Raw genomic sequence first — 20145 nt, 5'->3', positions numbered from 1 at the left:
ATCGACACTGTCACGACGCCAAAACACGTGGTGATTTGGAGAAGTATGCCTTGTCAGGGCATTGCATTGTTGAGGAGCTAGATGAGGGGAAACTCTCACGTCTGGTTTTGAAGACGAGCCGCTGAGGCGACTTAGCGGCTTAGTCAACAACGCCTAAATTGTGACAGTTGCAAAATGAAGTGATTGTGCCAGTTGCGTTAGCGCGGTTAGCCCGTTTTCAATTCAGGTTTTCTTATGAGTCAGCAGCCAATGGTTGGGTGTCGAGTACCTTCAAGTTGGCATGAGGAAATTATAGCCATCACTGAAGCGACCGGGCAGACTTCCAGCGAAGTGGTGAGGGAGGCGATCGCCCTCTACCTGAAGAAGTCGAAAGCCGTCACGGTGCGATCGCGTTTGGATGATTTGGAGCAACGGTTGAATAAGCTGGCTCTGCTGGTGATGCAGTGAATTGCTAGGGTTTGTTAAGGTGCCATCAATTCTTCACAGCATTGATCAGGGTTTTTCCTAAGAGCGAAGAATACTTAACTGTACCCTACCATCCAGGCAGGACACCACAAGAGGTCTTGAGCGCTGTGTTCACGCGGCGGCTGTTATCAAGCAAATGATGACAGCTTTAGGCGATGAGGAAAGAGGCGAGTTCTAGTGTATTTTAAGAAATTGGTTGATCTCTAAACCACTCAATAATTTTGCCTTCAGCTTCTGTTTGAAAAGTCTGTGCCAAAGATGGCTCTTTGGAAGCCTCTCGCAAAACAGTAGAGACCTCATCGTTGTACTCAATTGCCTGAACAAAAAATTGGCCTTGTGCCACATCTGTTGCATCAAACAGCAAATCTAGAGCCTTAGTATTACCGACGAATGCTGTGGCACGCCACAAAAATCGAGGCAGGCTTCTGAGAAGAATTTCTAGTCGCTGCTTTTCATTTAGCAGGGTGTCAGCGAAAACATCATCTTTGAGAACATTAATAGTGGTTAAATAAATATCCCATTCCAATCGCTGTGAAACCGAGGGAAGCTTGCCCTGAGATCTCAGCTGCTCAATGAATGAATGATCAAATCTAAAAACTGCATCGTGTACAAGCTGAAAAGGAATTCGGATTTTGTGGTACAGAGGAATTAAAAGTAAATTTGGAACTGCCTTGCAAGTGCCGCCTCCCCAAGAAGTAGACATTGAGTTATAAAGGGCAGTCTGATAAAGAATCTGAACTTTATCAAACTCCATCCGAGCAAAGGGACCCACTTGGTCGTCATGAACGTAGAGCTTATTGATGCGAGAAGCCTTTAAAAGGAAGCCCAGCTGAGAATAAGGAACTGGGTTGGAGTGCCCTAAACTGTAGCCTGTCACCGCAACAGCGTGATTGCCTCTGAGTTCTACTCCAGTTGGGGCATTGTTTGAACCCATTGATACTGTTAAAAGTCCAAAACCTAGTACTAGAGGAATTCCACAGCGCAAGTAGGCATAGACATGACTTTGATGAGCATGAACTTGTTCTAATGAATTACCAAGAGAAACAAGAACAGGCTCTAGCCCAACGTCTCGGATTGCCTGCGCCATCATCTCAGGTGTTAAACCATCTACATTTGGCAAAGCTCTAGTTGCTATCGGGAAGCTGCTAAAAGCTCTTTTTGTAATCTCTACAGGAGAAGGAATAGCGTGCTGAAACTGCATCCCCGTTCCTTGAAAAACCGTCCACAAAGCACTGGTAGCACAAGCGGCTGTTACTTGGTCTTGCTCCTGAAAAGCTAAAGTTTTAACCTCTAAAGATAGCCCAAATAGGTTGACCGTGTAGCGACGAGTAATTGGAAAATGACGGCGGTTACTATCATCTAGATAGGTTGCAACACAAGTGCGTCCAATAACAGTTTGAGGTAAAGGCTTCACAACGACAAAACCAAGGTAGTGCTGCCGTAGTAATTTCTCGGTTAGTGAACTGTCGTTGGGGTGAGCGAGTAGTTGCTCAAACTCATCAGCCACAAATGTATTGTTAAAGAGATGAATTCTTACACATTGGCGACTGTAGCTAGGAAAGCATCTTGCATAGTACGCCGCAAAGTCTTCTAAAAAATCGCGATCTATGTAGTGATGCTCAATTAGAAGCGTTTGCGCGCCAATATCTTGGAAGTACTGTTCAAAGTACTCAATGTGCAACTTCTGCTCCACTAAATAAGGGGAAGCTTTGGAATGTTTAACTAGGATCCGTTTGAACTCGTCAATTGAGTAAGGACAAACTTCAAAGGACTGCTCCATTGTTTAAGCGAAACTAATCGCGTCATTTACCTTGGCTTCATAACAACCAGAGTTAGACATTCTACACTATTGCTCTGGGTGCCGTTCTTAAAATTCTTCTGTTGAGATAATACTTCCTCTAATACTAGAGACTAAACGGAACTCTAAGGTTTCCAGTTTCCACTAGATGTGACTTGCTGAGCTGAGACGTCACCTTTTTTGCCTCAACAAGGGCTTCTTCGATTTGTCTCTGCCCTTCTTGGGAGGCAACCCAAGCTCTTGCTTCCTTCGCTACAGTCTTTGCATCTTTGGCTTGTGCTGGCACGCTAGACGTTTGGCTACACATATCCGCAACTCTATCTACTGGTTGGTTTTGTCTACATTCGACGAGCAATATCACATTGACTGCTAAGCTTCAATAGGCACAGACAAAGCCTACGACTTCACCTAGAGACGCGCGAGACTCTGAGAAAATGTATCACGTTACAATATCACGGTAGCTCTTCACCCTGCCAAAGGCAAACTTTCTCGGCAAAATAAATACAAGGTGAAGTTTGCGTAAACTAGGTTTACAGAGAGAATAGAGTCTTCAGCGTCTTGCCTTTAGCGAGGTCAATGCCACAGTTCATTTTCGTAATTGGAGTTAAGCTCTTCCACTTGCTCCGGTTTGCACTGGCAATCAGATCAGAGACGGCTTCAGGGTCGATCGTGTCAAAGCCCCCAATCTTATAGGTGGTGAGATAGTCTAAACGCTCAAAGATTTCTGCTCTGGATGCCTGCTTGATGCTGATGGTGGACGGTGGCGCTGGCGGTGGCGGCGGGGGAGTTAAGTAAAAGACAGCGCTCAAAGCATCGAGCTTCTTGCCCTTAGTGATGCCGCACCCCAGCTTAGTAATGGGTGTGAAGTCCTGCCAAGTGCTGCGATCGGCGGCAGCAATCTTACTGGCGGCGATCGTTACATCAACTGTTTTCAATGGGCTTCCAGGCTGTGTCTGGATGTACTTAAGGGTTTCAACTAGCTCTTGTTCCGATGCAGTCGTCAGATTGATATGTATGACCTGTCCTGACTCCACTTCGATTTGTTGCTGCATCAGTTGATTGACCACAATGCACCAGACGAAATCGAGCTTTGCCTGTCGTGCTGCATCGAGAATCTGCGTGTTCAGAATTGCCTGATACCTGTCTTCCCCCAGCAAACGGACGATCACAGGCAATATATTCTTGCCTGTAGCGGACAGTTCGTGCGCGATCGTCTGGATGACGATCGGCTGCGTCTCAGACTTGCCCTTAACGAACTTGCAGGGAATTCTTAGAATTTGTCCAAGGGGGACATCAACAGTGGGGTCATTTAGTGAGATCACCATCTTTAGCCATCCATGAAGTTATGGGACAAGAACACCTCTTTCACAAGATCGTTATAGAGCTTAGTAACAGGGGAATCTTGCCAGCAAATCACGGGCACCTGCTTAAAATCTGCCGCCTGGACCTGGGCAAAAGACCGCAATTTAGTCTCGTAAAGCTTTCCGGCAAACTGATATTTCTTAAACTCTTGAGCGATCGCAGTCTCTAACACTTTGCCCATCTTCTCGGCTGGGCAGTTACTATAGACCAGCCCCAAATTCCAGGGTCCACTATGCAATGGCTGCCGTTGCGAGCGCCGCTGCCGAATTTCAGGTAGGACGGATTGGTGAAGATGCAGCCCATGCCGTAGTGCTTTGCCGCCAAAATCCACTGGGGTAAGTACAGCATCACATGCATAAAGCATCGAATACGTAAGCGCATCAGGTGTCGGTGAAGTATCAATCAGAATATAGTCAAAGTCTGGCTTTAACAGCTCAATGAGCTGCATGAAAATCGGGACGGGTTTGACATTAGGGTGATCGCGAAAGGCTTCTAGCGCGAGACGACTGGCAGAGAGCAAGGAGAGTGAGTAGCTCCGCTTATCTGATGTAGGGAACTGCTTTGATTGAATGGCTGTATCTAGAATCGCTTTGGCTGCCTCGGTTTCGCGCGACTGTACCTTCTCGCTCACAGAAGCCAAATAGTCTGGGAAGGGTAGCGGACTCAGCCCCAGTCCATGCGTCAGGTCATTCTGCGGATCGAGGTCAATTAGCAGTACTCGCTTGCCTTCGAGTGCTAAGACCGCACCGATGTTCAGCGTATTAGTCGTCTTCGCAACACCACCCTTTTGATTCCACGCAGAGACAACCATCGCGCCAGGTGGCTTGTGTAGACAATAGGCAATCTGCTGCATCAGTTGGGGCAGATTGGCTTTAGTCACCTTCTGAATGGGGGTGAACGGAAATACCAAACCATCAACTCGTCGCCAAAGTTGAAAAAAGTCACCGTTAAAGACTAAGCCATACGGTGCCAAGCATTCGGGTTTGACCAGCGCTGGGTCAAGATACTGCCGGATGCCATTTTCTCCCGTCTCCTCATAGCCAACCGCCCGTCTGTAAAGCTTGAGCGGTTCATTCTGGCAGACTGTCGCAAAGTCTTGCTCTGGCGTGTTGAAGAGTAAAGGAATGCGTCTCTTAAGCTCGATCGCCAGCGCTGGTGGTTCATCGAGATGTTGATAAATCAGTAAATCTGGTATCAGACCACTCTCACCAGGCTTGGATATTCGCACCTCATTGCTGCGGTGATTGACTGGTACTCCTAGCTCATTTAAGAGAGGGTGAAGAAAGTTGGCTCCTAGATTCCGTTCCGCATAATCGGTCGGGATTTGAAGCCACTGGTCAATAATGCGTTTCTGGGCTGCTGTTGGTCTAGCCGTCCGTCCTTGAGGTGCTTGTGGGCGCGCTACCATTGCTCCTCTCTCTCAAAGTCCACATCACAGGTTTACCTAGAGGAGAAGAGTAAATCCGACTAAGTCAGAATGTCTTCATTAGATCTTTATGAGGAGAAAAATTAGTATGTCCGTTCTCAGGAACTATTCAAAAGAGGGGCAGAATAGGGGGCATTTGAATAGTTCGTTTGTGCAGCAGTGCTTAGAAAAATTTCAGAAATTTTCAAAATAGCGATCGACCAACTCATGCCGCTGGCGATCCAGTCGAGTTAGAAAAGCTCTTACCTGGCGTAGCTCACCGCTATACCACCCGGTCTTTAAGGCATTCTGAGCGCTAGTAGCCTTACCATCAGCCGTTACTGGACCTGTTGACGACTGCCACGGTTGCCAAGTCTGAATCAGTTCGCGCTGCCGTTGTCGTGCTTCCGGTGTCCATCGTGGCATAGGGTGAAGCCTCCAGTGATGTGGCTGCATGGGACTCTTGCTCAACTTTCAGTTGATTGACCTGTTTATCGACGTAGTTCTTGATGAACTGGCTCGGTTTCTTGGGATTTCGGATGTTATCCAGCGTGGTGATCGTGCGCCGGGACTGCTCCTGGCAGCGTAGTGCTAATTCGAGAAGGCGCGATCGAAGAGTAGTATTTGGCGCACTGTGAGACGCGGTAGCCATGTTGTAAAACAGAAAATCCAGCGTCGTGATTTGCACCGCTAACCGTGCCTCTAAATCTTTTTGGCTGAAGCCCCCCTCCCCTGTCTGCAACGCATGAAACGTGGCAATGAGGTTGTCAGGAGCCGCACCGGGGTCATTGAGTGCAGCCGCAGCCTGGAAGTAGAAACTCGTCCGCAAACGGGTATCGTTCTGGGCTGCCTCACTGGCTTCAACGGACTCACCGTCAAGCGTCACTTGCAATTGGCGCTTGACCTGTTGCTGTGTTTGCTGCTGCTTTTGAGCCTGGTTTTCTGCCTGCTTGCGTTTAGCTATCTGCAAAAGAAGATCGTGCGACGTTGCTTTTTTTGACATTTTTCAACATTTTTTGACATTTTCTAGCGCTTTCTACCGATGAACCCTCTTTATTGGTTCACAAAAAGACTCAGATGAGTATCAGCTATGAGTTGCGTGATCGTTGTCTCAGTAATCCCCTTTACGCTAGCGGATGGCTAGTTAGTGAACACCTAGAAGCTTCATCGCACTGGGTAACAGCAACGCGACCGCCTCATAAGTTCTTTTGCGGCAAACTACACAGAATTGCTGTTCTCATTACAGTGAACAGTTTAAGTATAGACAGTGCCAACACAGGCTGACACACAAAACCCGTGTCAACAACTCGTATGTATAAACATATCTAGCGAGTTGTTGACACCGCTTTGAGGGAATATTCTTTTGCTCAGGCTTTAGGGCTGATTTAGGGCTGATCGATTGCCCTAACCCCTGAAACCTATCGGGATGACAGGATTCGAACCTGCGGCATCCTGCTCCCAAAGCAGGCGCGCTACCAAGCTGCGCTACATCCCGTTGTCGGCTTTCAGCTTAACATATCCTGGCGGTTCTTCTCTCTCAGTCAACACGCTTTATGTAAGGGTGAAAGGGAATGGTTATTCTGATGCTGTACGAACGTTACCTGTAGCCTACAGCCTGCCGTTCACATAGTTGAAGCCCAACCGAATTGATCAGAGAGAAGCCGAACTGTTTGAAGTCCAAAATGCGGTAGAAGTGCTGGCTTTATGGGCAAGCTGAAAGCCTGAGCCTTCTGACGCCAGTCTGGTTACCCGTTTTATGCTTTAGTCTGGGTACCAAAACATGCCTTTAATGCCTTCTGGATCAGACATAAAGCCCAAATTTCGGTAAAAATCGACTACTTGAGGATCGGCAAATAACGTGATGTTGCTAATATCTTCGCTCCGCAGTTTTTTGATCACCTGCTTCATGAGCGCCTTGCCTAACCCTTTGCTCTGGAAGTCTGGGTGAACCACGACATCCCAAATCGTTGCGTTAAAGGCATGATCGGACGTTGCTCGCGAAAAACCGATGAGCCGCCGATGAGAACCTTGCTGTTCCCACATTGAGACCACCAAAAAACTGTGCTGAATGGCTTTTTTAACTTTGCGCAGAGGGCGGCGAGACCAGCCAACTGCATCACACAATTCTTCAAGCTCATACAGATCGATCTCGCGCTCTGTACTGAAGAAAATTCGAGAGCTAGCGCGATCGCCAACAGCTCTGCTGGTGTCGCCCTCCATATGCATTGCCTGAGGTGCGGAGGGAGCATCAGAACTGCTAAACAGGCTTTTCCAAAAACCCATGCGAGCGTGATGAGGGTAGTAGTGAGGTCACAGTAATAGATAGTATACGCTCTGTGTCCTTTCCTCGTCCGGTTTTGCCATACCGGATTTATAACAAGTCATCATTGTCCTGGGAACAAATCATTATTGTCCTGGGAAAATCACAACAGAGCTTGGAAATGTGATGATCATTGCCCTAAAGTTAAAGCTTCAATGGCAGACGATCGGTTCCCTGTACAGATGGTCTTCACCTAACAAACGAGTTTTCTGAATTATGGCGCTCGGCTTAAAATCATCGACGCTAGAACTATTGAAGCGCTTTAACCGGGCGTTTCCCCAGTTTTATGAGCAGTTTGTCAGCAGCGAAATTCAACTACAAAATTTGCGGCTGGCCTACCATCTTTACAAAACCAAGCAAGCTGTTATCGAACTCAAGCAGGAGGGTAGCAAGAGCGCCCTGCATTTTGCTTACCGCAACCAGTCGTTTCTGCTCAGCGATATTTTTGGCGTGTTGGCTGCCTATGGGCTGACCATTCATAGCCTGAGCCTGTACGGGCAGATCTATCCGCCGATGTTGGTTTTCATCAAGCTGATCGTGTCTCGCAGTGGCAAAGCGCTTAGTGAAAAGACGGCTGAGAACGTCTGTCGAGCCATTCGCGAGGCCTTAGCAGGGCGCTTTGAGGTTGAGGAAATGCTGGCAGTAGAGTTCAATCTAGATGCCGGATTGGAGCAGGTGGAAACGGAGTTTTACGTTGACCCTGTGTTTCACCTGCCCGCTTTGCTGATTGAAGCGGATAACCAACCAGGTCTGTTCTATAAAGTGATGTATGCGATCTGGCAGGAAGACTTGCTAGTGGTGAATGCTAATTTGCTGGTCTGGCGTGGCCGTACGCGTCTCATTCTCTATCTCCTTGGTCCGAATGAAAGCCTTATCCCTGAATACTTAGGGCAGAAAATCGCTGAAGGGGTGAAGCAACGACTGTTGGGCAGGAGGTTTTAGGAAAGGCTGAAGGATAAAGTATGAAGGCTAAAACTGTTAGCCTTTGTTTTTAGCGTTCTCTGGTCAGAGTACGATAGGAGAATGCAGACGATCGACATTCTGGGAGTGCCGCATGCGTATAACTTGACGCCTCCCACTGCCTCCAAGGATATTTTGGTGTTTATTCACGGCTGGCTCCTCAGCCGTAGCTATTGGCAACCACTGATCGAGCAGCTGTCACCGCACTACCAATGCTTGTCTTACGATTTGCGTGGCTTTGGCGATTCCCAACCGTGTCAAGAAGCAGCTAGCAATGGCTATAGCCTGATTGACTATGCCCAAGATTTAGCCTTGCTGCTGAAGCAACTGCAGCTTGAAAAGGTCTGGTTGGTGGGGCATTCGATCGGCGGCAGTATTGCGCTGTGGGCAGCAGACCAACAGCCGCAGGTGAAGGGCGTGGTTTGCCTGAATTCGGGTGGAGGCATTTACCTGAAGGCGGAGTTCGATCGCTTCCGGGCGGCAGGGCAGCAGTTGGTGAAAATGCGTCCACGCTGGTTGTGTCAGCTACCGTTGCTGGATTTGCTCTTTACACGAGCTAGTGTGGCGCGGGCGATCGAGCGTCGATGGGGACGTCAGCGCTTGCTTGACTTTGTAGTAGCAGATGCGGCGGCGGCTTTAGGAATGCTGCTGGACTCAACCACCGAAGCGGAAGTCCATCGCTTACCGCAAGTCGTGGCGCGATTGCAACAGCCCGTGTATTTTATCGCTGGGGCTCAAGACCCGATTATGGAGCCCCAGTACGTACGCCATCTAGCCAGCTTCCACCCCCTATTTCAAGCCTGCGGGGCGAACGTGGCTGAAATTGCTGATTGCGGGCACATGGCCATGGTGGAGCAAACGACTGCTGTGGCGGCTCAGCTTCAAGCCATCCTTGCCAGGTATAAGGCATGATCGTTTGGACAAGAAGCTTAGGCGCTGTGAAGCAATAATCTCGTTATTTTTGCTGTTAACCACCAGCATTCAGAGAAAAGCTGAACGCTGCCAGCTAATTCATGACAGCTAATTCAAAAGATGTCGTTATTTTTAACCAGTCCTTCAGTACGATCGTCCAGGAGCAGGTGCAATGTTGGTTTGGTTCATGCATGGCGCTTCGGTGCGGCAGAGCGGGTATGCTGACCCGTTAAGATCGCGCATCATTAGTGAGTTTCTCGATCGGGGGCTATCTGTTCCAGAGTTCTATTCATGCTTTTGGGGCGATGCCTTGGGCAGCACCGATCAGCTTTGGGGCTGGATTCAGCAAGATTTAGAAGCATTTAAGTGGGATCAGCCTCAAATTGACATTGATGATGTCTTTCACTATCGTCAGCGTCGAGAACAACTGATTACAGGCTTCTTCAACGATATCTTCAACTATCTCAATACCCAGCAAGGACGCATTGTACGACGGACGATCGCAGTGCAGTTTCTTAGCTTCCTCACCGATAATCCCTTTGAGGAAGACCTGCATATCGTGGCTCATTCTCTGGGCAGCGTAATTCTGTGGGATCTTTTGTTTTCAGACAGCTTTGATGACTCTGATCCAGCGTTTTATATCCGCAATGCCATCAAGGGCTTGAGTGGAGCGAGTGAAGGACGGAAGGTGAAACTCAGAAGCATCACTACGATCGGCTCCCCTATGCTCATTTTTAGACAGCTTCTCGGCATGAATGTAAAGCGTTTAAAGCAGTTCGCCAGTCGCTATGTGTCGGAGCCCTTGCGCTGGGTCAACGTCATCCATGCGTCCGACATTTTTGCGTATCCGCTGCGTGCCAGTTTGGAGCTAGACGACGCCTCGCTGTATTTTCGTGACCATTACCTGGGCGAACGTAATTTTCTCAAGCGGCAGATGGGTGATGTGACAATGGCGCTTGGGTTGATGGCAGACCACAGCCGTTACTGGCGCAGCAGTCGAGTCGCGCACCTGGCGATTGCCAATCTGCTGGGTGATGAGCAAGCGCTAGAGCAAACCAGCCCGATTCTGGAGTTTGGCGAGTCTGATGAAGCGTAGGCTTTGCAACGACGCTGGCACTGACAAGCGTTAGACAATCCGCAGGAAGGATCGTCTGGTGCTGGTTGCTCCTCCGATGGTTACTTGCGAGTGAACAGTACGAGCGATCGTGTCCGGCCAACCAACTGCCCTAGACCCATATCCTGCTTGAAAATGTCGTGCAGCAGCACATAAAAGCAGGGGATGATAAACAGCGTCAGCAAGGTTGCTAAAGATAAACCGGAAAAGACGACAACCCCCAACGGTTGCAAAAATTCTGACCCTTCACCAATGCCTAGCGCCAGTGGGAACAGTCCTAAGACAGTGGTGATTGTGGTCATGAGAATTGGGCGTAAGCGTTGGGGAGCCGCTTTCATGATGGCTGTGGTGCGATCGAGTCCTTCCTCGTCGCGCAATTGGTTTGCCATTTCCACCATGATGATGGCGTTGTTGACCACAATCCCAACTAGCAGTACGGCACCCACCAGCACCGTAATGCCGATCGCCGTTTGCGTGACAAACAGCCCAAAGATACCGCCAGCCATTGCTAGTGGTACCGTCAGGATAATGACCAGCGGGTCTACCAACGAGTTGTACTGTACTGCCATCACAACAAAGACTAGAAAGGCTGCTAGCCCGCCCAGCAGGGTTAGCGATGACTGGAGCTCTTGACTGGTTTGCCCGGCATAGCTGGGCAGCAAGGTGACACCGTCCGGCAGATCAAGACCCGCGACAATGTCCTGTACTTCCTTCAAGGCGGCTCCCAAACTTGCCCCTTTCGTCAGGTTGCCCGCCACCAAAAAGACCGGACGCTGGTTAATCCGCTGAATCTCACCGGGAGCCTGTCCTTCTTCAATTTTGGCGACATCGCTGAGTCGAACCAGGGCGTTGTTATCGGTGAAAAGTGGCAGTTGTGCCAATTGTGAGGGCTGTTTCAGCAAGTCTTGATCCAACTGCACCCGGACATCCACCAGTCGCTCATTGCGCTGGAGTTGGGTGGGCACAGAGCCTTCGATCGCCGTTTGAATGGTGCTGCCAATATCCTGAGTTGTTAAGCCCAGGGTATTCGCACGTTCCCAATCGGGGCGAATTTGCACTTCGGGCTGGCGATCATCCGCATCGGGACGAAAGGTTGATAGCTTGGCTTTTTCATCTAGCGCTGCTAGCACTTGCCGTCCACCTTGTCGCAGCACTTCGGCATCTTGCCCTTGCAGCACGACATCAAGATCAGCACCGCGCAACGGCGAGTTGTTGAGGCTCAGACCCCGCACCGCACCCGCAGAAACCCGCGCCCGAATCCCTGCCAGATTGAGCTTATTGAGTTCTCGCGTCACCCGTTCGGTGTACTCAGTCACGTTACTCCCTGACTTCAATGTGACGTTACCCGTGCTACGCGAGGGGTTAGACGAGACCGTGTTACCAAACAGAGAACCACCGGCTGTTGTGAACACATACTCAGTTTCTGGCTGTTTCAGCAACACCTCATCCACGGCAGCCATAACCTGCCGATTCGTTTCAAGTGATGTACCGGGTGGAAACTGAACGTTGACGTTGGCTTGTCCGGTACTGATGCGGGGCAAGATTTCTTGCGGAATTTGCCCAATCATGAGCAGACTGCTGCCACCCAGGATGAAGACCGTCACGCCAATGACTAGTCCTCGTTTGGGCAGCAATCGCGCTAGTAGCCTGCCATAGCTAGCAGTCGCGGCATTAAAGCGATCGTTAAAGGTGCGCAATAGCCAAAACTGGTTTACGCGGCTCGACCAGCGCACCGTCAGCAAGCGAGATGCCAGCATAGGCACAACCGTGAGCGCCATCAGCAACGAAGCGGCGACTGCGAAGCTAATGGTGAGAATCAATTCGTTGAACAGTAGCGAGACGAACCCGCCCAGCAGTAGAAAGGGTAGCACTGCCACCAGGTTGGTTGCAGTCGACGCAATCAGTGCCGACTCTACTGACTGGCTGCTGGATGACGCAAGGCTCAACACCTGCTTCTGGAATGATTTCTGGCTGTGCCCATTGCCCTTGCCCTGATCAGGACTCACTACCGACTGACCGTTCGATCGCCCGGTGTGCTCGTTGACCTTATCGGCGATCGTCTCCAGCATCACGATCGCGTTATCCACCACAATCCCAACACCCAAAGCCAAGCCACCCAAACTGAACACATTGAGCGACAGCCCAAACAGCCCCATCAAAATAATGGTTGCCATCGTCGCGAGCGGGATTGCCAGCACAATGATCAGCGTTTGGCGAAGCGAACCGAGGAACAAGAACACGGCTAGCGCGGCTAACCCTGCACCCGTTAAGCCAGAACTCACCACATTTGAGATGGAATTGCGAATAAAGCGAGACTCATCCAGCGTTGCTGTTAGCACCATATCGGCTGGCACTACACCCGATCGACGCAGCTCCTCAAGCTTCTGCTTAACTCCTTCGACCACATTAACCGTGTTCGCATCCGGCTGCTTCTGAATGCTGATCTTCACTGCCTTCTGCTGATTCAAACTCACCAACACCCGCTCTTCTTCGGTCCCATCAACCACCTCGGCAAAATCGCGCAAATAGACCCGCTGAGTCGGAGAGTTTTGAGTTGGGAGTGATGAGTTTTGAGTTGAATTAGACGGCTGACCGCTGACTGCTGATGGCTGACTGCCCGACAACTGACTGCTGACCGCTGACTGCTGACCGCTCACTGCAAACGCCAAATCCCGAATCTCGCTGGCATTCTGAAAGCGCCCAACGGCTCGCGTCAACGGCTCCGCATTCTCACCCAAAATGCGTCCACCAGAGACATCCTGGTTGCGCTGCTCCAATTCATCCAGCACTCCTGTGAGTCCAATCCCCAATGCTTGCAGGCGATTCAGGTCAATGTTGACCCGCACTTCTTCTTGCACGCCACCAGAGACATCGGCAGACGCAACACCTTCAACCACCGTCAATTCACGGGATAGCTCCTCATCGCCAAAGACACGCAGATCCACATCTTTCAAGGAAGGGGATGTGAGCGCCATTTCGTAGACAGGGAGTTGGGACGGATCGGCTTTAAACAGGCGCGGTTCTTCGATCGTGTCGGGTAACTGGTTGCGATTGCGGTTAAAGGTTGCGGTGGCATCGTTGAGCGCCTGATCTACGTTGCTGCCAGGATTAAAGTACAAATCCAGGTTGACCTGCCCTTCGCGGGTTTGGGAATAGATCTGCACGACTCCATCGGTGGTGGCTAGCGCTTCTTCTAAGGGTCGTGTGATTTCATCGATCGCCACTTCAGGCGAAATCCCCGGTGCTTCCAGGCGCACCCCAATGCGGGGGTAGGTAATGGAGGGGAGTAGATCGACGGGCAACCGTACAATGAAGAAGAGACCCAAAATGATGATCGTCAGGGTGAGCATCAACGTGCCGATGTGCCGTCGAATCGAAAGCTGGCTCAGGCTGAAGCCAGAGGAGGGAATGGTTTGCATGATGGCTGAAGAATGGGTGAATGACCGTAAGGACGTGCAGAACCGGATTTCTTGAAGAAACCCGGTTTCTCTTAAGTTATTTCGCTGACAGAATGCTCAACCGCACAGAATCACCACCTTTGAGTGGTCTGCTGGTGCGTGCGACATAGCGATCGCCTGGATTTAACCCCGTCAGAACTTGGACGTTGCCATCGGCCTGTTTGCCCAATGCGACCGATCGCGCCGCTACTTTTGCCTGCTCACCCTCGCCCGTTACGACAAACACTGTCCCCTTCGTTTTTTGGGCTTTGTCATTGCCTTTTGCTGGCTGGGTTGTGCCTGTAGCGCCTGCGTTGGCACCGGGCTGATTCGGTTGTTTGTTCCGAACGCGATCGTCTTGCAAAGCTGCGATCGGTACAACGACACGATCGGTCGTCTGCTGCGTAAAGCTCACCCGTGCCAGTAACCCACTGCCTACCTTTCCACTAGAGTTGGGAATCGTTACTTCAACGGGGATCAGACGGGATGTCGGATTAGCAGCCGGTGAAACTCGCGTCACCGTACCCGCAAACTGTTCGTTGGGAAATGCATCCAGCCGTACCTTGGCCGCACCGCCCAAACGCACCTTGGCTAAACCAAGTTCCGACACCTGTACTGTGACCTTTGCTCGACTGAAATCCCCTAGCCGCAGCAGTTCATTGCCTACCTGCACCAAATTGCCTTGCTCGGTCGATCGCGTCAGCACAGCTCCATTAATCGGAGAGGTGAGTACTGCATACGATCGCCGCTCTTGCTGCTGTGCCACTACCGCCTGTTGTGCCACAATCCGACCGTTTGCCGCCACGATCGCCTGCTGCTGATTGCGGACTTTTTCCTGGCTCGATCGCAAGACCTGTGCCGCTGTTTTCGCTTGTGTACGCGCCTGTTCTGCTTGTTGCAGCGTCACTGCTCCATCCCTGGCAAGCTTTTCGTAACGAGCCGCATCCGACTCCGCTTGCTGCAGTTGCAGGCGAGACTGTTCTACCTGCGTCCTGGCATCACTGACCTGCGTTTGAAGCTGGCTAATTTCAGAGCGACGAGCCGCTAATTCAGACTCAGCTTCAGTGGTCGCCGCCTTCAGGAGCGAATCATCAATTTGCGCCAGCGTTTGACCTTGCTGCACACGATCGCCCACATCCACCTTCAGTTGCCGCAGTTGACCTTCTGCCTGAGCGCGGATCGCCACTTCTTGTAGCGGCTGGGTTGTGCCCGTGTATTCTCTCGTCGCTTCTAAAGGAGCCGTAGCCGCGATCGCGACATCAACCGCAGTCGCTCCTTGACCTTGAGCAGCGCCAGAGGGTTTAGTCTGCGCATCCGCCGCGTCTTTGGGCAAAAAGTTACAGCCTGAAAGTACCACCAAGAAGGCAGTAAGCAAACTCCAATGCGCCATCCAAGTGAGATTAGCTGGTACACTCGCCGATGCGTTGGAGCGTGATGAATGAGATCGTAAGGTCGTCAGTGAATGAACAGAAGAAGTCATGAGGATGTAGTGCCGTATGCATCAGGTGAACAAAAGCGAAGCGAGGCGGCTTACACAACTCTAGAACTGTAACAATTCTTTGTAATTAAATGGAATCTATAGATCGACAGACGTTCAGACTGCCAAGCTTTCTGCAAAGCAGATGCCAGACGATCGCCGCACTGAACTGATGATGCTCCTTGAGAAGGTAGCCCTCACAGTCAGACTGCCTGCATCAGGATTTGGTTCAAATAAGTTTAAATTTTGCGTGCGAGAGCGACAGTCATAGTGAGCAAGGAGCGTACGACACTCTCGACTAGATTTTGGCACCGCCTGTAACCGTTGCCGTTCCGCTAATTATTTTTCCGTCATAATCCATGACCCATCCCAATCATCACCGGGTGGATTCTTAAGCCAATATTGGCACCGTTCCAGGTGCAGATTGGCAGACTTGTCATCTTTATCAATCTCCAGCACCATGCCAAACGCGCCCATCGCCAGGGGAAATTTGCGATCGCGGTAGTGTTTCAGCCCCGTACCGTAATACTCAATAATCTGTTTTTTGGTATCAGAAAGTGGCTCTGACTGCAGCCCAACTAGCTCATAGACAGCAACAGGACGGTTTTTGCCCTTGACTCTGATGTAGTCGAGTTCGCGTGTCCAGATGCGATCGGCGCAGGGTTTAAAGGTGTTTTCGCTAATGACAATATCAGTACCGTACTGCTTGCTAGCGCTTTCCAAGCGTGATCCCAGGTTGACACCATCACCGATCGCGGTGAACTCCATGCGCTTGCTAGAGCCGATGTTGCCGCTAATGACGCTATCCGAATTGATCCCAATGCCAATTTTGATGGGTGGTTGATTGTCAGCAACGCGATCGTCATTGAAGAGTATCAGGCGTCGGCGCATTTCGATCGCGGTTTGTACGGCCATCCAGGCGTGATCATCCAGCGGCAACGGCGATCCAAAAACGGCCATGATCGCATCGCCAATATACTTATCGAGGGTGCCTTTGTGCTGGAAGACGGCATCCACCATCGACTCGAAGTACTTGTTGAGCATTTCCACGACGGCTTCGGCTTCCAGGCTTTCCGTTAGCGTGGTGTAGCTGCGAATGTCTGAAAAGAGGACGGTGACATCTTTGCGATCGCCGCCCATTTTGGCCGCATCAGGGTTTTCCAGGAGCTGTTCGGCAAGTTCCTGGGTCATGTAGCGATACATCGTGCTTTTGAGCCGTTTTTCATCGCTAATGTCTTCCATGACCACCAGTGCTCCAGACACTTTGGCGCTGTCTTTGGCATCGGCGATCGTATTAATTGAAAGGTTAACGCTATGCTGTTCGACACCCTGATAGGGTTGCAGCGTTTGGTCGGGATAATACTGCTGGCGGCTTTTTTCGTCTTTTGCACCCAGCCCCAGATCGAACCATTTGGTGAAATCGCCTTTCTCAAGTTTGATCAGGTCACTGACCGATTTACCTTCAAGCGTGGTGTCGCTTTCGTCAAGCCCCAGCAGCTTTTTCGCGCTTTCGTTGGCTGCAATAATGGTGCCGTTTTTGTCGGTTGAGATGACGCCGTTGCTGAGCGATCGCAAAATGTCGCGCTGCATCTGCTCTTGCTGCTTTACCGTCTCAAACAACTTGGCGTTTTGCAGCGCGACACCCGCCTGAATGTTGAACGCCTGCATAAACTCCTGGTCATTGCGGTTAAAGCTGGCTCGCCAGCAGTCCGGTGCTTCGGGATAGTGAGCGGGATCGTAGGGAGGATAATCGCCCTGTTTTTTCTTGTTGATCAGTTGCGTGACACCAATGAGTTCGCCATCGGCGTTAAAGACGGGCATACAAAGGATGCTGCACGTCCGATAGCCCGTTTTTTGATCCGTTTCTTTCGATGTTTGCGAATTGGGATCGTCGTAGAGATCAAACGGGATGATGACAGGTTCACCCGTGAGGGCAACCTGTCCCGCAAAGCCTGCCCCCATTGGGATGCGGAGTTCTACCAGTGCGTCATTAATGGGGATCTTTGTCCAAAGCTGGTCGCGATCGCGGTCTACAAGCCACAAGGTGCTGCGATCGGCCTGCATCAATTCCTGCGCTTCATCCATCACCTTGTTCAAGGTTTCTTGCAGATCCAGGCTGCTCTGGCTCAGGGATTTAGTTGCTTTCATCAACGCGGAGGCGGCGCGTTGCCGTTGCGTGGCGCGATAGAACGAGCGTGACGATTCGATGATCAATCGGATCGAGGGTGCGAATTCTTCAAACACCTGTTCATCTTTGTGCGTGAACCCGTTGCGATCGATTTTTTCATCCAATGACGCATTGGGATCAAGATCCTGCTTGAGTTTGTTCAGCAATTGCACGACCGCGACCAGTGCACCCGATTCATCTAGAAGGGGCATTGCCACCATCGTGTAGGTGCGATAGTGATTCTTCTCGTCAAACTTCCGTGCGGCTTCAGAGCGGTGATCGTTATAGAAATCGTAGGGAATATTGACCACTTTGCGCTTGGTGGCGACTTCACCGGCGATCCCAAGTGTGGCAGGTAAGCGCAGTTCCAGGTTATGTCCCCGCTCGTCTTTGGCAACGATCGCCCACAGTTCGTTTTTATCTTCGTCTAGCAAATAAATGGTGGCGCGATCGGCGTTCAGCAACTCGCTCGTCTTGAGCGTAATAGAGCGCAGCATCTCCTCCAGAATCGCGTCAAACCCTTGCGCGTCTAGCAAGTTGTCCAGCATAGACAGGGTTTGATGCACCACCTGGAGCTTTTGCTCAACGTCCGTCACAACTTCTTTGAATTTGTCCTTCGTTAGAGGAGCCAAAAACGCGCCAAAGCTGCCCTTATTGGTGACCAGAGCCCCGCCTGGAGAATGATGCTGACCTGTTTCCAGAAGCTCAAGTGAATGATTACCACGATGTACCAGATCGGACGGCTGCACTGGCACTTCAGCACCCGTGCGATCGCTCCTGGCTGGTTGGGAACTCGTTACGACCTCACTCATCACTGCTTCTGTCGCAGTCGTGACTATCTCACTCTCTCTGTGAGCCACAACATCAATGATGTCGCCATGACTGGGATCGGGCAGATGCGGCGATGTCGCTTTCATAGATACCAACTAAGGATTAAGAGTTGAAGCGTTTACTCAGCGGACATGGGAATCGCCGCCTGAGCCGTGCGCTGATATTGCAGTGGAAGGGAAGGCAATCATCGTTAGCGCTTCCAGTGCGTGCTGTTGCCATCGTAATCCGTACTCTACATCTAGGATGATTCTGGCACTATGACATAAGAATGTGTGTACTGATGTTTACCCCTGAGATTTGGCTTCCTCGCTTCTTGATCCAGAATGCCCACGCTGAGGCAACTCTGCTCGTCGAGCTTCAAGAAAGCACTACATTGCCTTCTATTTTGGCAGGAATCGCGATTGATTTCTTCCCACATAAGCGCTAAGGGGGCTAGAGGCAGAAGGTCGGTTTAGCTCTCTGACTGACTCAATGCTTTCGGTAATCCCCTCTCGTGGGGTCGTGTTCTTACCAAACCTAGTAGACTGCGATCGCTGTATATTGGCAATTGTAAGCAAGCACCCTCTTAGCGGGAGATGGTTAAAGATGCAAAGCCCCGAAGTATTCGATACTGATAAACGTAAGCTCCTATCGGCTCTGAGTCACGGGTCAATTTTTTTTAGTGGTCTTATTATTTCTGTCGCCATTCCGATCGCCATCTTGCTGGTTTCCGATGACCCTGTTGTCAAGGACAACGCCAAGGAAGCCATCAACTTTCATTTCAACGTTTGGCTTTACGGTCTAATCCTGATCCCGCTTTCGTTCATTACTTTTGGTTTAGCCGGTGGAGTCTGGTGGTTGGTCCATTGGGGTTTTACCATCTGGGCAGTAGCTCATAGTCTCAGCAAGCCCGATCAACCGTTCCGTTATCCCTTCATTTTCCGCCTGATATAGCCCACATTCGACGCCCTACTGGTGCTTCCATAGTAGAATGAGGCACCCTACGCCAATAAATTGCCCCCCAGGTGAAGTACTGAGGGGCAATGGAGACAGTTAAACGCTTACTGACAGTTTTACGGACTGGTAGAGTAATACCTCTTTTGAGTGTGACGGTTTTTGCAGTGTCCCCCGCTTACGGTGTAGCAAAAGTGGTAACCGCAATGCATTTAAGATGGGGCGCTTTTAAGATGGCTCTATCCTCATGCACTTTGTCAGGCAGCCTATTGGCTGCTTTTTTTGTTGATCAGTTCCTAGAGCCACAACCGCAATGTCCACCCAAGCGCTAGACCTGCTAATGAAAGCATAATTAAGATCCAGAACGCTTGCAGTTTACTAAAGCCAAGCGTTTGAAGATCAAGCCTTGCCAGCGCTTCACTCGCCAGAATCGCAGAAATGTGGAGAAACAGCTGGAGCCAAAACAGGATGAAGGTAATCATCCCCGCAATGACGCACAACGCCAAGAAGGCAACCGTATCTGACTTGAACCAGCGGATGATAAAGCGGTTGAAGCTGGTCAAAGGAGACATGAAGGCGATCGAGGCAATCACAATCCAACTAAATGCCAGCAACGCACCAAGGAGATTTTCCTTCACTACGGCATCGCACACATTCTGTGCCTGACCAGTAAGCGGCAGTGCGTGTCCCCAAAAAGCATACGTTCTGATGCAGGTTGGCAAGAGCCATGCCGGGTCAGCCAGGGCAGGGTTTGCCAGTAACCAGCCAAGGCAGGCATAGGCAACAATCAGCAAACTAAACGAAACCCAAGGAAATTTTCTTGCCAATTCAGCGTTCATTTGGCTTGACCATAACCCCACATCAAAAATAGCAATCTTATTATCAACTAAGTAGATCAGGCTTGAAAAGCTCCGGTATGTAAAGTTAGATGGAGGTATCGATTTCAACGATTTGGAGGTGCAGC

The 20145-nt window shown here is 50.5% G+C and carries 14 protein-coding genes and 1 tRNA gene; 5 read left to right on the top strand and 10 right to left on the bottom strand.

Annotation, left to right across the window (positions count from 1 at the left end):
- Window positions 1–234: 234 nt before the first annotated feature.
- Window positions 235–447, top strand: coding sequence for a ribbon-helix-helix protein, CopG family (locus C7B82_RS07110; protein WP_106255613.1), 213 nt, complete (start codon window positions 235–237; stop codon window positions 445–447).
- Window positions 448–649: 202 nt separating this feature from the next.
- Here C7B82_RS07110 and C7B82_RS07105 read toward each other — a convergent pair whose 3' ends face one another.
- The 6 genes from C7B82_RS07105 to C7B82_RS07075 form a co-directional block, all read right to left on the bottom strand.
- Window positions 650–2245 carry a hypothetical protein gene (locus C7B82_RS07105; RefSeq protein WP_106255612.1) on the bottom strand — a complete coding sequence of 532 codons (1596 nt, stop codon included), beginning with the start codon at window positions 2243–2245 and terminating at the stop codon, window positions 650–652.
- Between the two features lie 548 nt (window positions 2246–2793).
- On the bottom strand, window positions 2794–3588 hold the full coding sequence (locus C7B82_RS07095) for a hypothetical protein (protein WP_106255610.1): 795 nt from the start codon (window positions 3586–3588) through the stop codon (window positions 2794–2796).
- 2 nt (window positions 3589–3590) lie between these two features.
- Window positions 3591–5033 (bottom strand): ParA family protein, encoded by a 1443-nt coding sequence (locus C7B82_RS07090; protein WP_106255609.1) that lies wholly within the window; start codon window positions 5031–5033, stop codon window positions 3591–3593.
- A 328-nt stretch (window positions 5034–5361) separates the two neighbouring features.
- Window positions 5362–6000: a hypothetical protein gene (locus tag C7B82_RS07085; RefSeq protein ID WP_146141075.1), complete on the bottom strand. Its 639-nt coding sequence runs from the start codon at window positions 5998–6000 to the stop codon at window positions 5362–5364.
- A 451-nt stretch (window positions 6001–6451) separates the two neighbouring features.
- A tRNA-Pro gene (locus tag C7B82_RS07080) sits at window positions 6452–6525 on the bottom strand.
- 266 nt (window positions 6526–6791) lie between these two features.
- Window positions 6792–7313, bottom strand: a complete 522-nt coding sequence (locus C7B82_RS07075; RefSeq protein WP_106255607.1) for a GNAT family N-acetyltransferase — start codon at window positions 7311–7313, stop codon at window positions 6792–6794.
- 253 nt (window positions 7314–7566) lie between these two features.
- Here C7B82_RS07075 and C7B82_RS07070 point away from each other — a divergent pair, with 253 nt between their 5' ends.
- From C7B82_RS07070 to C7B82_RS07060, 3 genes are all read left to right on the top strand, one after another.
- Window positions 7567–8292 carry an ACT domain-containing protein gene (locus tag C7B82_RS07070; RefSeq protein ID WP_106255606.1) on the top strand — a complete coding sequence of 242 codons (726 nt, stop codon included), beginning with the start codon at window positions 7567–7569 and terminating at the stop codon, window positions 8290–8292.
- An 81-nt stretch (window positions 8293–8373) separates the two neighbouring features.
- Window positions 8374–9222 (top strand): alpha/beta fold hydrolase, encoded by an 849-nt coding sequence (locus tag C7B82_RS07065; RefSeq protein WP_106255605.1) that lies wholly within the window; start codon window positions 8374–8376, stop codon window positions 9220–9222.
- A 172-nt stretch (window positions 9223–9394) separates the two neighbouring features.
- Window positions 9395–10318 carry a hypothetical protein gene (locus tag C7B82_RS07060; RefSeq protein ID WP_106255604.1) on the top strand — a complete coding sequence of 308 codons (924 nt, stop codon included), beginning with the start codon at window positions 9395–9397 and terminating at the stop codon, window positions 10316–10318.
- Between the two features lie 80 nt (window positions 10319–10398).
- Here C7B82_RS07060 and C7B82_RS07055 read toward each other — a convergent pair whose 3' ends face one another.
- From C7B82_RS07055 to C7B82_RS07045, 3 genes are all read right to left on the bottom strand, one after another.
- Entirely contained in the window at window positions 10399–13755 is a 3357-nt protein-coding gene (locus tag C7B82_RS07055; RefSeq protein ID WP_106255603.1) for an efflux RND transporter permease subunit, read from the bottom strand.
- A gap of 76 nt (window positions 13756–13831) precedes the next feature.
- On the bottom strand, window positions 13832–15253 hold the full coding sequence (locus tag C7B82_RS07050) for an efflux RND transporter periplasmic adaptor subunit (protein ID WP_106255602.1): 1422 nt from the start codon (window positions 15251–15253) through the stop codon (window positions 13832–13834).
- Window positions 15254–15589: 336 nt separating this feature from the next.
- A complete protein-coding gene (locus tag C7B82_RS07045; protein WP_245939774.1) occupies window positions 15590–18334 on the bottom strand; it encodes an adenylate/guanylate cyclase domain-containing protein in 2745 nt (914 codons plus the stop codon).
- A 499-nt stretch (window positions 18335–18833) separates the two neighbouring features.
- Between C7B82_RS07045 and C7B82_RS07040 the strand changes: the two genes are divergently transcribed.
- A complete protein-coding gene (locus C7B82_RS07040) occupies window positions 18834–19181 on the top strand; it encodes a DUF4870 domain-containing protein (RefSeq protein WP_106255601.1) in 348 nt (115 codons plus the stop codon).
- A gap of 296 nt (window positions 19182–19477) precedes the next feature.
- On the opposite strand, the gene C7B82_RS07035 is transcribed toward C7B82_RS07040, so the two are convergent.
- Window positions 19478–20020, bottom strand: coding sequence for a hypothetical protein (locus tag C7B82_RS07035; protein WP_146141074.1), 543 nt, complete (start codon window positions 20018–20020; stop codon window positions 19478–19480).
- Window positions 20021–20145: the final 125 nt, after the last annotated feature.

The sequence above is a fragment of the Stenomitos frigidus ULC18 genome, assembly GCF_003003795.1.
In the GTDB taxonomy this organism is placed as follows: domain Bacteria; phylum Cyanobacteriota; class Cyanobacteriia; order Leptolyngbyales; family Leptolyngbyaceae; genus Stenomitos; species Stenomitos frigidus_A.
Note: the sequence above shows the minus strand (reverse complement) of the source record. Positions and strands in the feature narration are given on the sequence as shown.